13 protein-coding genes and 1 riboswitch are annotated in these 13,299 nt (G+C 33.0%); of the genes, 2 read left to right on the forward strand and 11 right to left on the reverse strand.

What is annotated here, in order from left to right; translation table 11 throughout:
- Positions 1 to 380 precede the first annotated feature (380 nt).
- The gene (locus ADJ83_RS09600; protein ID WP_031534135.1) at positions 381 to 953 is read right to left on the reverse strand and encodes a metalloregulator ArsR/SmtB family transcription factor; all 573 of its coding nucleotides are present in this window, start codon (positions 951 to 953) and stop codon (positions 381 to 383) included.
- Between the two features lie 215 nt (positions 954 to 1,168).
- A complete protein-coding gene (locus ADJ83_RS09605; RefSeq protein ID WP_031534133.1) occupies positions 1,169 to 3,049 on the reverse strand; it encodes a PAS domain S-box protein in 1,881 nt (626 codons plus the stop codon).
- 406 nt (positions 3,050 to 3,455) lie between these two features.
- Between ADJ83_RS09605 and ADJ83_RS09610 the strand changes: the two genes are divergently transcribed.
- Complete coding sequence (locus ADJ83_RS09610) at positions 3,456 to 4,478, forward strand: acyltransferase family protein (RefSeq protein ID WP_031534132.1); 1,023 nt, start codon at positions 3,456 to 3,458, stop codon at positions 4,476 to 4,478.
- Positions 4,479 to 4,529: 51 nt separating this feature from the next.
- Here ADJ83_RS09610 and ADJ83_RS25825 read toward each other — a convergent pair whose 3' ends face one another.
- The 3 genes from ADJ83_RS25825 to ADJ83_RS09615 all read right to left on the reverse strand — a co-directional run bounded on the left by ADJ83_RS25825 (position 4,530) and on the right by ADJ83_RS09615 (position 6,378).
- On the reverse strand, positions 4,530 to 4,676 hold the full coding sequence (locus ADJ83_RS25825) for a hypothetical protein (RefSeq protein WP_192840939.1): 147 nt from the start codon (positions 4,674 to 4,676) through the stop codon (positions 4,530 to 4,532).
- The gene (locus ADJ83_RS25830; RefSeq protein WP_192840940.1) at positions 4,677 to 4,835 is read right to left on the reverse strand and encodes a hypothetical protein; all 159 of its coding nucleotides are present in this window, start codon (positions 4,833 to 4,835) and stop codon (positions 4,677 to 4,679) included.
- 187 nt (positions 4,836 to 5,022) lie between these two features.
- Positions 5,023 to 6,378, reverse strand: a complete 1,356-nt coding sequence (locus tag ADJ83_RS09615; protein WP_031534131.1) for a TrkH family potassium uptake protein — start codon at positions 6,376 to 6,378, stop codon at positions 5,023 to 5,025.
- A gap of 415 nt (positions 6,379 to 6,793) precedes the next feature.
- On the opposite strand from ADJ83_RS09615, the gene ADJ83_RS09620 reads away from it, so the two are divergent.
- The gene (locus tag ADJ83_RS09620) at positions 6,794 to 6,988 is read left to right on the forward strand and encodes an alpha/beta-type small acid-soluble spore protein (protein ID WP_031534129.1); all 195 of its coding nucleotides are present in this window, start codon (positions 6,794 to 6,796) and stop codon (positions 6,986 to 6,988) included.
- Between the two features lie 78 nt (positions 6,989 to 7,066).
- Here ADJ83_RS09620 and ADJ83_RS09625 read toward each other — a convergent pair whose 3' ends face one another.
- The 6 genes from ADJ83_RS09625 to ADJ83_RS09650 all read right to left on the reverse strand — a co-directional run bounded on the left by ADJ83_RS09625 (position 7,067) and on the right by ADJ83_RS09650 (position 13,250).
- Positions 7,067 to 7,828, reverse strand: coding sequence for a TerC family protein (locus ADJ83_RS09625; protein ID WP_414630337.1), 762 nt, complete (start codon positions 7,826 to 7,828; stop codon positions 7,067 to 7,069).
- A 134-nt stretch (positions 7,829 to 7,962) separates the two neighbouring features.
- Positions 7,963 to 8,058, reverse strand: a riboswitch (yybP-ykoY riboswitch).
- 144 nt (positions 8,059 to 8,202) lie between these two features.
- A complete protein-coding gene (locus ADJ83_RS09630) occupies positions 8,203 to 8,676 on the reverse strand; it encodes a hypothetical protein (protein ID WP_031534125.1) in 474 nt (157 codons plus the stop codon).
- 232 nt (positions 8,677 to 8,908) lie between these two features.
- On the reverse strand, positions 8,909 to 9,688 hold the full coding sequence (locus ADJ83_RS09635) for an amino acid ABC transporter ATP-binding protein (RefSeq protein WP_031534123.1): 780 nt from the start codon (positions 9,686 to 9,688) through the stop codon (positions 8,909 to 8,911).
- An 18-nt stretch (positions 9,689 to 9,706) separates the two neighbouring features.
- Positions 9,707 to 10,906, reverse strand: a complete 1,200-nt coding sequence (locus ADJ83_RS09640; protein ID WP_031534120.1) for an amino acid ABC transporter permease — start codon at positions 10,904 to 10,906, stop codon at positions 9,707 to 9,709.
- Between the two features lie 9 nt (positions 10,907 to 10,915).
- On the reverse strand, positions 10,916 to 12,088 hold the full coding sequence (locus tag ADJ83_RS09645) for an amino acid ABC transporter permease (protein ID WP_031534118.1): 1,173 nt from the start codon (positions 12,086 to 12,088) through the stop codon (positions 10,916 to 10,918).
- A 91-nt stretch (positions 12,089 to 12,179) separates the two neighbouring features.
- Entirely contained in the window at positions 12,180 to 13,250 is a 1,071-nt protein-coding gene (locus ADJ83_RS09650; RefSeq protein ID WP_031534116.1) for an amino acid ABC transporter substrate-binding protein, read from the reverse strand.
- Between the last annotated feature and the right edge of the window lie 49 nt (positions 13,251 to 13,299).

The following is a 13,299-nucleotide window of genomic DNA, read 5'->3' on the forward strand; positions in this document are numbered from 1 at the left end:
GAATTTATTTATTTGAAAGCGAATATTAAGTTGGTTTGGAGAGGCGTCCGCTCGACCCCTACGGGAGATGCGAGAAAGTCCGAGACCCTGGCTGTGAAGCGGCTCGGCGCTCGCCCCTATGAGTCACGTGGGCACCTCGGAAAACAATTTGCACATCTAAGTTTAAAAGGCAGTTACTATCAATCATCAATAGCTATCACTTTTTCAGTGATCTCGATTTGCGAGAGTGAGATCCTATAGCCGAAACACGGGGATTAAAAGCTTTCCCATTTGAAAGCAAAGTGTATTTAGGCAGCGGATTATAGCAAAAATATTAACAAAAATACCGATCATTCTTTTAAGGACTGTGTTTGACTCTGTTGATCAGTCCTTCCTATTTTTTACTTTGCCCACATTTCCTCTGGATTAAGTTCATATATATTATTTTCTCTATACATAAAATGATTAATGATAAATTCTCTTCTAATAGTGGCATAATCATCAAAGTACTGTTTTATATGTTCATTTATTTCTTTTTCCTCATATTTTCTTCCAAAAACTAATCCTTTTAACATGTATTTGAATACTATTAATTTCTTCTTTCTTTGAGCAGGGATATTCTTAAGTCTCCCCTCTGCAGTAAAGAAGTTTTCGATAATTTTTGATTGTTCCTCATTGTTAACAGTCATTACACTTTCCTCCATTCCTATAGCAAGTTTTTTTAAGGCTTCTGTTTGCTGCAAAATAACAGATTTGTTTAAATAAAAATAAATCGTGTTCTTATCTCTTCTATCATAGACGATATTTATTTCACGCATTTTCTTTAAATGATGTGTAATCGTAGGGGCAGATAAGCCTAGTTTATCTGCTAAAGCTTGCCCATTCCATGGTTTGTTTGCTAATAAAGAAATAATTCTTATTCTCGTTGGGTCTCCCATTGTTTTATAAAAAGCAACCAATTTATCTAATTGCATTCAGCCACCTACTTTCATAACCTTCTAATTAGATACTAATAAAAGTAGTTGGTTGTGTCAAGAAAGAAAATCAGTATTAACTAATTCTTTTTTCCTATTGAAAAAACAACAATCTTTTAGAAAACGGACAAAGTTTACGAGATGCTTTCCCTTTTACCTTACTTCAACAAAAAAAGACCTAGTTTACATTAACGGGGTCTTTTGTAATAATTCCATTAGTCTATTTTGTTTATGTTTATTGGAAGTAGGAGGTGAAAAGTCGTACCAATGCCCAGCTCCGACTCTACTTTCACTTTCCCTTTATGGTCTTCTATTATTTGATAAGATACTAATAAACCTAATCCTGTTCCTTTTTCTTTTGTCGTATAAAAAGGCTCTCCGATTCTAGCTAGCTTTTCTTTACTCATCCCTTTTCCATTATCCTGGATTGATATATGGAAGTAATCTTGTTTTACTTCCATCGAAGCCTCGATTTCTCCGCCATCTTCTAATACCTCTATTGCATTTTTGATAATATTTATAAATACTTTTTTCATTTGATTAGGTTCACAGTAAATCATTGGAATTTCTTCTTCGTATTTTTTTATAAATTGAACATTTTGTAATACTGCTTGAGCATGAAGTAATTCCATCGTTTCATTCATAATCTGCCTTAAATCACTTTTTACATATTTGACTACCTGTGGCTTAGCAAGCAATAAAAATTCATTAATAATGGATTCAATTCTCGTTAGCTCCGATTTTATTACCCCAAAGTACATTTCATTTTCAGGAGAAGCCACATCTGTTTCTAATAGTTGAATAAACCCTTTTAAAGCTGTCATTGGATTACGAATTTCATGTGCTATTCCTGCTGCCAATTCTCCTACAACATTTAATGTAGATGATTTCCTCAGTTGTTCTTCCAAGATGGCATTCTCTGTAATATCACGTAGCGTAGTAATACTTAAGCCAGAATAAACATTAAATTTATTTCTATATTCTAGCTGTGTGTACTCCCATTTATTCTGAAATTTCACTGTATATAGTCCTTGATTTTGTCCTTCTTCCTTCAAATGAATTAATTTAGGCTTGATATCTTCGCCTATCGATTTAGCAGGAGGAAGAGTGGATAATAAATCTAGACCGATTACTTGCTCTTTATTTTTGCACAATAGACGTTCTGCCGCTTTATTCATATCTATTATTGTAAATTTCTGATCCCAAATAATAATACCATCAAAAACTTCTTCAAAAATATTTTCGAACATCGCCTTACTTTCTCTTATTTCCTCTTCCATTTTGTATCGTTCCGTTACATTGCGAAAAATACTCATATTTAAACCTTCCACCGAATGGAGTTTTGTTGTAAATTCCAGTATTTTCTTCTGCCCATTTGGCATCAAAAACATTAATTCATCACGATTTTCCTTTTGATGATATAAATTCATGACTATTTCAGCATATTGCTTATCTTTTTTATAAATATAGTCACTAATCTTCGAAGTCAGCAATTGTTCCTTCGTGCTTTCAAAAATTTTAAGAGCAGAGGCATTAGCTGCAATAATTTGCCCTGTTTCTTTCCATAGCATTATCCCATCTAGTGCTTCTGTAAAAAATTCATTATACAAAATTTGTGTTTCTTCTTTTTCTTTCTCTTTCTCTATTTCTTCTGTAATATTTTCGATGATTGTTACAAACCCCATATCATATGGCAAGCAACTTGTTAAGGTTTCAAAATAATGTAATTTATTATTAATTGTTAACGGTAATATGCTACGTTTTGAATGCAAATCAGATTTGGTTATTAGATTGTTAATATTATTTCTTATCATCGAACGCTCTTCTTGTTGAAGGAAGTGGGTTATATTTCTACCGACAACTTGATCAACTTTTAAGTTAAAGTTATCACAAAGAAATGTATTGATATCGCGAATAACACCATTTTTATCAAATATAATGATTCCTACATTTATTGTTTGGAAAGCAGTTGATCGCCTATCCTGTATATGACTCTTTTCCTCTAGTTTTTTTCTCAGAATTGTATTCTCTTTCTCGACTTCGCTTAGTTTCTTCTGCAATTGGCGATATTCTTCTGAATAGGATATACGATCCATCCTAGTGTTACCCTCCTTACAAACGTAGTGTTTACATTATTCTACATAATTTCCGAATTTCCTTTACTTCTGGAAAAAATAAGAGAATAAAACTATTTTTATAAATAGGAAAAAGAAGCTCCCTATTTAAAAGAAACAAATGAATTGTCACAATCTATCCAATATATCCCTTTCTCCCCTATTATTTCTTAATAGAGACCCACAAAAAATTAAACAAATTTAAAGTTTTACCTGCTATGATAAATAAGATTTTTTCTCTTTGGGTTGTTCACCAGTTCATTTCATTTTTGTAATAAATAAAAGTTATTTATTTAACAGATTGACTACATGCGATTAAAACAAGGGATTTTGTGTTATATATAGTTAGTGAAATATATGATATTTCCATTCATGAAAGGATGAGTTTATGAAACAACGGGATTACTACTTTGATAATGCAAAATTTATTTTGATCTTTTTCGTTGTCTTCGGTCATTTTATCCAATCATTTATAAATGACAATCAAAATATTTATACGTTATATAAAGTAATTTACACTTTTCATATGCCGGCATTTATATTAATTTCGGGATTTTTTGCTAAGGGGATTTCGGATAAGGGCTATATAAAAAAATATGCAAAGAAGCTGATTATTCCTTACCTGATCTTTCAATTAGTATACAGCATTTTTTATTATTTTCTTTATGGAAAGTCGACTTTTGCCATTGAACCGTTAACACCACATTGGTCATTATGGTTTTTAATTAGTTTATTTTTTTGGAACATCTTCTTATTAGCTTTTGTGAAATTAAAGCCGATACAAGGGATTATTATATCCCTACTTTTAGGACTTGCAATAGGTATGATTGACTGGACATCAACCTATTTAAGTTTAACAAGAACATTCGTTTTCTTCCCTTTATTCTTAATGGGCTTTTATATGAAGAAGGAACATTTCAATTTAGTTAAAACGAGAAAAGCTAAAATTAGCGCTATTATCATTTTCGCTCTTGTTTTTATCGGTTTTCATTTCTTTCCGTCGATTAATTATCAATGGTTATTTGGTTCTAAATCTTATGAGACATTAGGGGAAGGGTATATTGCAGGAATGGCAATGCGAGTATTTTTCTATATATTAAGCTTTCTAATGATTTTTTGTTTTTTCACATGTGTACCAAAAAGGGAGTATTTTTTTACTAAATTTGGTAAATCAACGTTATATGTATATTTATTACACGGTTTCTTTATTCGTCTTTTTAGACAAAGCGATTTGCCGGATATATTTGTATCTCCGAGATCCTATGTGATGATTGTCGTTGTATCATTCTTAATAACGATGCTGCTTTCAAGCAATATAATCATTTCTTTAACACAGCCGCTGATTGAGTTAAGAAGTTCAAAATTGAAACAACTACTCTTTAAACGGTCGACATATACTTCGAATAGATAGATTTTGAAGAATCTTCCCATCAGTTACGGATTCACTGATGGGAAGATTTCTTTATTTCCTTCTAGCTTTTCCCTTTACTTTATCTTTTGTTAACGCTTCTGTATCAAAGAATTTGCTTGCATTAACATCGCCAAATTCTTGACCAAATTCTACATTTGAGCTCTCTGTTTGTTTACGATTCTTTTGTTTTTTCGACATTTAATTTCCCTCTCTTCCTTGCTTAGAATTTCGATTAGCACCTTTGATTGGGTTCTCGCCTCTGCTAAATTCAGCAGAAAATTCCGTTTCTTGGATGTTTTTCTTCGGAGTTTTACTATATTTTTCTACACTATTAAATTCAGCCTTGCGCTTTGCCATTTTTGTCATCTCTCCTTTCACACTTACATTCTTATTATTCACAAGCAAAAAGAAGATATGCTTCCCTACATTTGTTAAAACGGAATAAGGTACACAAGTATTCTAACTATAAAAAAACCCAAACAAGTACAATTGTTGTTCGGGTTATTAATTTGTTATAATAGGCTGTTTTAGTAAAATTGGTGTTTCACCCAATAATGATTCGTTCTTTTGGATAGTGGAAATTATCTTTTTTCTCTTTTCCACCGATGATATAGATGAAAGAAGTCAATCCAATTCTTCCGATAAACATGAGGAGCATAATTACACATTTTCCAAAGTTAGATAATTCTGGAGTCAAGCCTAAGGAAAGCCCTGTAGTACCGAAAGCAGAACAAACTTCAAAAAGAATTGCAATAAGAGAGGCATTTTCAGATATGGAAAGAGCAATAACAGCGACAATACAAATACCAGTTGCAAATATTGTTACTACTAATGATTTTATTATATCCTCTTCATGTATTTCTCTTTTAAAGATCTTTATATGTCTGTTTCCATTTGCATAATGATAAATAAATAATATGTTTAATGCAAAGGTTGTCGTTCGTATCCCCCCACCGACTGAACTTGGAGAAGCTCCAATAAACATAAGGAAACAAAAAATAAGCAATGTCGTAATAGAAAAAGCATTTAAATCCATTGTTGCTAACCCACCGCTTCGTGTAGACGTAGAATGGAAAAAGGCATTAAAGAATATTTGGTGCCAGTTCATTCCTGCATAATAATTACCCCATTCTAAAAGAATAAACATAATTGTTCCAAATAACAAAAGAAAACCAAACGTCATGGTCGTTAACTTTGTAAATAAAGAAAATTTAAGATTCACATTCCCTTCTTTTGGAAAAAGATAATTCTTTCCTTCAATTAATACAGGAAAACCGATAGCTCCCAATGTAATTAGAATGATATTTACCAACTGTACAAAATAATCATCCTTAAATGGAATAAGAGATTGTCCTGTTAAATCTAAACCTCCATTTGTTGTAGCACTAACGGACGCAAAAGCTCCATGTAAAAGAGATTCTTTCCAGGTAGGATAATAATTATGGAATTGCAATGTAAGAATAATAGCTCCAACAACTTCAATGATTACAATAATTTTAAAGATTTCTCTAATTAAATTGACTAACCCTGACAGATTAGACTGATTGTGATCAATCATAATTAACTGTCTCTCTCTTAATCCTATCTTCCTCCGAAAAATCATCCAGAAAAATGTTCCTATAGCCATAACGCCAATTCCGCCAAATTGTAAAACAAGCATTAAGATGATAATTCCATATGTACTATATGTCTCTGCGATATTAATTACCGTTAGTCCTGTTACACTTACTGCTGTTACTGCAGTAAAAAGTGTATCCATAAACGATACCGTTACTCCTTCTTTATGTACACCTGGTAAACTCAATAACAGAACAGATATACTAACTGCTAAAATATAATAGCTGGTTATCATTTGCGCAGGAGTTAGGTTTTGAAGGACTAACTTAAACTTCTTGCCCATTAAAAAACAATCCCTTTCTTTCAATGCTAATTAATTAAAGACCTTTTTTAACAAGATCCTTTATGCATGGATAATAAACAGTATAAGTTATCTATCCCTAGTCGTACAACCTTATATTATAATTGTTTATTTAACTTTTATAGAGGCACTGTAACATTATACGATACGCAAATGTAGTTGGGAAAGATTCATTTTTTTGAAATTCTTTTCATAAAGCAAATGACAAGAACAAATTTTTCAAAAAATTTATGTTGATTGTAATTTATCCTATTTTCTCCCATATAAACAAACATTACCACTAATGAACTTCAATAAAATCCATATATTATTAATACAGAATCATTTATCATTTCCATATAAATTGCAAATGAATTTGATAAATAATCACTGTACTATTAATAAGGAGGAAAAAAGAATGGCTTCTAGTAATAAATTATTAGTTCCGGGAATTGAACAATATTTAGATAGTGTGAAATATGAAATTGCACAAGAATTTGGAGTGAATTTAGGATCAGATACCATTTCTCGTGCCAACGGCTCTGTCGGCGGAGAAATTACAAAAAGACTTGTTCAACAAGCACAAGCAGAACTATCAGGTAAAACACAGTAATATCGCTAATCTAGCGTAGTTTGTTGAATAAATTATTAGAAAAAGCCATTCCAAATATGGATGGCTTTTTCTAACCTTTTATGCATTGCTTTCCTTTGTTTTAACAGCTTCTTTATTGGAAAAGAAATATCCCCCAATTGCAATTGCTACCAATACAACCCAGAAAATCCCTTTCCATATTTTAGATTCTGGAAAATGTTCATCTAGGAATCCTACAGATGGATGTGCTAAAGTAAATACAGCTAATTTCACACCAACCCAACCAACAATTAAAAATGCTGCTGTTTCAAGAGACGGGCGGGAATGAAGTAACTTGACAAACCAGTTTGCTGCGAAACGCATGATGATTAATCCAATCAAACCACCCATGAACATAACTAAAAATTGTCCGCCATCAATTCCACCAAGCGAAAACCAATTTGTTTTTGGTAAGGTAATTGCAAGCGCAACTGCCGCTAACATAGAATCGATTGCAAAAGCAATATCTGCTAACTCTACTTTTAAAACAGTCATCCAAAAACCAGATTGTTTCTTCGTCTTCTTCTCCTTATCCCCTTCATTCTTCTTCGCATATTTGCCATAAATATTATGCACCGCAATGAAGAGAAGATAAATGGCACCTATCGCTTGAACTTGCCATACGTCTACCAAAAACGAAATCATAAATAACGTAGCGAAACGGAAAACAAACGCACCCAATAGGCCATAAAAAAGCGCCTTTTTTTGTTGCTCAGCAGGTAAATGTTTAACCATAACCGCCATAACTACTGCATTATCTGCTGCCAATAACCCCTCTAATACAACTAGAATTAATAAAACCCAACCATACTCTAATAACATGCTCGCATCCAATAATTTTTCCCCCTTTAGGTATTTATTTGTATACTTCCTATTAGCAGGTTTTGCTACAACTCTCGTTATTATGTACAAAAGTGCGCAAAAAAGACCTTTGCCAAATAGGCAAAGGTCTTGCTAAGCACTAATATGCCAACAAAGCCGATGGCAAATGCCATGAACTGACGACTTTGTTTTAGGTATCAACCTAAAAGCTACTCCCCTTTGAGTAGTATACAAATATTAATATGTATTAATTATATACATAGTTGAGCTATTTTGCCAATAGTTTTTTCTATTTTTTTATTTTACTGATAATTTTTTAAATAAACATAATGAATCCTATGCTTTCACCCTATATCTAGGATCTAGCATACGTTTCACAAATGTCTCTTTTTCCTATAATAGATTAAACAATACTTTACTATATGACCGCAAATGATACCAGGTATCAAAAAAACCATCGGTAAAAAAACAGGACCGAACAATACGCCAAATAGCTTCAACTTTGTTGAATAAAAAACGCCCACCGTAACAAAATATGCGCAAAAAACAAATGGCAAAAATGCGTATTCATTGTCTGTATCCATTACTTCTTTATAAGCATCCCACATCGCAAACATATATAAACACGGATAAAACAATATCCATTGAAAGTCTATTACGTCTATCGCTTCTTGGATATTGCCACAAAAACTAAGCATAATTGCCATATTGAAGTTACTTTTCGCATTTATAATAAACTCTAAAATAACAAACAATGTTCCTTTCCAATATTTTTTCAATAACAACTGACTAAAACCTGGAAGTGCAATACTCCACATGATTGCTTCAAGTCTACTTAGGCCCTTCATTGGTATCACCATCTATTTTTCTGTACCTACTTATATAATTATCAAAATAGTGATTTTTTATACAAAATGAATTTCTAAATTTTTACATCATTAAAAAACTTACTATACTGCACCAATATTCTTATTTATCCACCCCTCTCCTCTTGCTTATGAGAATTGCAGAAAGATAGTTGGTGATGAAGTTGCGCTATATTAAAATAGAATAAACAAAAAAAGGCCAAATGGCCTTTTTTTAAAGTATCTGAGATAAGAAAGCTTTCGTCCGTTCATGCTTAGGATTGTCAAATAATTCTTCTGGTTTACCCATTTCTACAATTTCTCCTTTATCAAAAAGGATAATACGGTCTGCTACTTGTCTTGCGAATCCCATTTCATGTGTTACGACAAGCATAGTCATACCAGATTCTGCCAGAGTTTTCATAACATCTAATACTTCTTTTACCATTTCTGGATCGAGTGCAGATGTAGGTTCATCAAATAGCATTATCTTAGGCTGCATCGCTAATGCTCTTGCAATTGCAACACGCTGCTGTTGCCCACCTGATAATTGTCCAGGGTATTTATTCGCTTGTTCAGGAATACCTACCCTTTCTAGCAAATCCTTTGCAATTTGCTCCGCTTTTGTTTTCTTCCACTTTCTCACCCAGATAGGAGCTAAAGAAATATTTTTCAAAATTGTCATATGTGGAAATAAATTAAAGGATTGAAATACCATTCCCGTTTCTTTACGAATCTCTTCAATATTTTTAACATCATCGGTTAATGCAATATCATCAACAATGATTTCACCTTTTTGAAATTCTTCTAAAGCATTAATCGTACGAATAAAGGTTGATTTGCCTGACCCAGATGGTCCTAAAATAACGATAACCTCTCCTTGCTTAACCGTAAGATCTACATCCTTTAATACATGATGATCTCCATACCATTTATTCAATTTATTTACTTTAATAATATCTTCTCTCTCCGTTAAAGGGGTTGTTAATTTATTTACTCCAAATACACTTTCCATATAATCCGATTCTCCTTTCTATCTCGTTCCAACACCAAGTGATTTTTCGATATGTTTACTTACATGGGACATTAAAAAGCAGAAAATGAAGTATATAAACGCAATGACAATGTATAACTCCATATATTTTCCTAGATATTCAGGGTTGGCAGCGATTTTTTTCCCCATACCAAGGAAATCCGCTAATCCTATCACCGCAACCAATGATGTATCTTTAAAAACAGAAATAAATTGTCCAACCATTGCAGGAATAACGGCTTTTAAGGCTTGTGGCAAAACAACAAAAATCATTACTTTGACATTATTTAACCCAAGTGCCTGTGCTGCTTCGAATTGTCCTCTCGGAATCGATTGTAATCCACCGCGAATATTTTCTGCTAAATATGCGGCACTAAATAGGGTGAATGCAATCATGGCACGAACAACATTGTCTAATTGAATACCTCCAAGAAACATAGGAAGCAATAATTGTGCAATAAATAAAACCATAATGAGAGGCATTCCACGAATTAATTCTATATACAGAATACAGCAATACTTTATTATAGGCAGTTTACTTCGTCTACCTACTGCAAGTAATAAACCTATTGGAAAAGAACAAATAATTGCTACCGACGCAATTACTAAAGTTAATAAGAATCCTCCCCAAACATTTGATTTTACAGGCTCTAATACTCCAAATCCGTTAATGATAGAAAGACAGATTGGAATATATAATATCCATAGTACAAGCATAGGAATTTTTAATTTTGGAACATATTTCCCAACGAAATAAAAAACAACAATCGTAGCAATACATGAAAACAAGTATACTTTGGATTCATTTTCTGTATACGGAAGAATGCCGAATACTAATAATAGAGCACCAAGACTAATTGCTACATGACCGATTATCCCTCTCCAAACTCCCCAAGAAGTACCTAATAACACAGACATAAATAAAAGGGATACCCACAATCTCCAAATTTCTTCTATTGGAAATTGCCCAACAAATAGTAGTCTCAAATTATCAGTGACAACATTCCATTCACTGGCAAATAAAAATTTCCCTATATTTGCAAGTAAATAAATTGTAAACATTAGGGTCACAATCGTTACTATTGCATTTTTCCAGTCTTTAAATAAATTATTTTTAAGCCATAACTGTAGTTTTTTCTGACTATTTAATTTTGTGGTTTCCATAACTGGTTCCGTGTTTTCTAATTGTATATTATCCAATTCGCTTCCCTACCTTTCTACCAGCTGGAATTTTTTGTTGAAAAGATTCATTAACAGGGATGTAGTTAAGCTAAACAGTAAATATACAGAAATTACAATTAATAGTGTCTCTAACGTATGTCCCGTTTGATTAATGATTGTATTTCCGATTCCAACAATATCTTGATATGCTACCGCCATCGCTAAGCTTGAGTTTTTTATTAAATTTAAATACTGGCTTGTCAACGGCGGGATAATTATTCTGATTGCCTGTGGAAAAATAATTAACCGAAGCGCAGTGCGACTTTTAAAGCCAAGTGCTTTTGCAGCTTCTGTCTGTCCTTTTGGAACGCCCATAATTCCAGCACGGACAATTTCTGAAATATAAGTAGATGTATAGATAGTTAGTGCCACGAGCACAGACATAAACCCAATAGATAAAGATGTTCCACCATCAAAAGAATTTCCATTAAAAACTGGAACAGATAGACCAAATGGGCCATTTCCTAAAACAAGAAAAGTAATAATCGCGCCAATTACTATTAATCCGATACTGGAGATTAGTGGATATGTAGATTTACCTGATTCTAATGATACCTTTGTTAATATTCTGAATAAAAATACACTACCTACAATGAGGAGAATGAGTACGATTAACCAAATAAGCGTATTATCTTGTAATGTAAACCATGGGATGGATGCCCCTCTATTAGAAAAATAGAAAGAACCGATAGAGAGTGCTTCTTGTATTTTTGGCATCGGTAAAAATACGGCAAAATTCCATATAAATATTTGTACCAAAAGGGGAGTATTTCTAAAAACCTCTACATATACAGTAGCCACCTTGCTTACTAACCAGTTATCAGATAAACGTGCAACACCCACTATAACTCCGATAATACTTGCAAATATAATTCCAAAGATAGAAACCTTAAACGTATTTAATAATCCTACCAATAATGCACGTATATATGGATCATCAGGTGTATAGCTAATAATAGATTCTGAAATCGGAAAAGATGCTTTTAAAGTTAAATAATCTAATCCTAATGTCAATCCTATTTGTTCAAGACCAGATATCACATTATTGACCATAAAAATAATCACTGTTCCTACTATAATGACAAAGAGGATTTGAGCAATAATCGGTATTATTTTTCTATTTCTCCAAAGAGGAGTCGATGTTGTCTTTTTTACTTCCACTCTTTCTCACCTCTCACCTAAAAGAATAGGGGGAACTCAAAAGGGTATGACAATTTGAGAACCCCCTTATTTTTCAACTTAATAATTCATATTAACGGAACGGAATAGAGTACAATAATCCGCCATCGCTATATAATGCATTTTGTGTACGTTCTAATTTGAACACTGTATCAGGACCTAAGTTGCGATCATAAATTTCACCATAGTTACCGACTTGTTTAATTACTTGGTAGGCAAAGTCATTAGATAGTCCTAATTGTTCACCAAGGTTTCCTTCTACTCCTAATAAACGTTGAATTTCTGGATTTTCACTAGTTAAGAAATCATCTACGTTTTGAGACGTAATACCAAATTCTTCTGCTTGAATTGTTGCAAATACAATCCAAGTTACCGCATCTGCCCATTTTTCATCTCCATCTTTAACAGCTGGAGCTAAAGGTTCTTTTGAAAGTGTTTCATCTAAAATAATGTGCGCATCTGGATCTTGTAATGTAGACTGACGAGAAACCAGTCCTGATTTATCAGTTGTCCATGCATCAATAGAACCTTGCTCATATGCAGCTATAACAGCATCAGCGTTATCAAATGTTTGAGCTGTATAGTTAACGCCTGCCGCTTTCATTTGATCCGCTAAGTTTAATTCAGTTGTTGTTCCTGTTTCTACACCAATTGTTTTTCCTTCTAAATCTTGTAACGTTTTGATATTACTATCTTTCGGTACCATAATTCCTTGCCCATCGTAGAAAATTACTGGAGCAAAGCTTAAGCCTACTTCGGCATCACGGTTTGTTGTCCAAGTTGTGTTACGTACTAACACATCAACTTCACCAGACTGAACAGCGGTGAAACGGTCGGTAGCTGATAATGGTCTAAATTCAATTTTCGTTGCATCTCCAAGTACTCCTGCTGCAATTGCTTTTGCAAAATCAACATCAAAACCAGTATTTTCTCCATCTGATCCTATGTATCCAAAGCCAGGAAGTGCATCATTAATACCAGCTTTTAAAGTTCCTCTTTCTTTAATAGTATCAAGTAGACTGCTAGAATTTGATGTTTCTCCACTGCTACCATCCTCGTCAGATCCTGTCTTACTTGAACAGCCGGCTAAAGCAAGTACAAGCACTAGTAAAATGCTAAGAGTAAGCGAAAAACTTTTTTTCATGCAACATATCCCCCTATTATCTATTTTGTTATCATACTATCAGACTTCC

The sequence above is a fragment of the Bacillus sp. 522_BSPC genome (assembly GCF_001076885.1).
Lineage (GTDB): Bacteria > Bacillota > Bacilli > Bacillales > Cytobacillaceae > Niallia > Niallia hominis.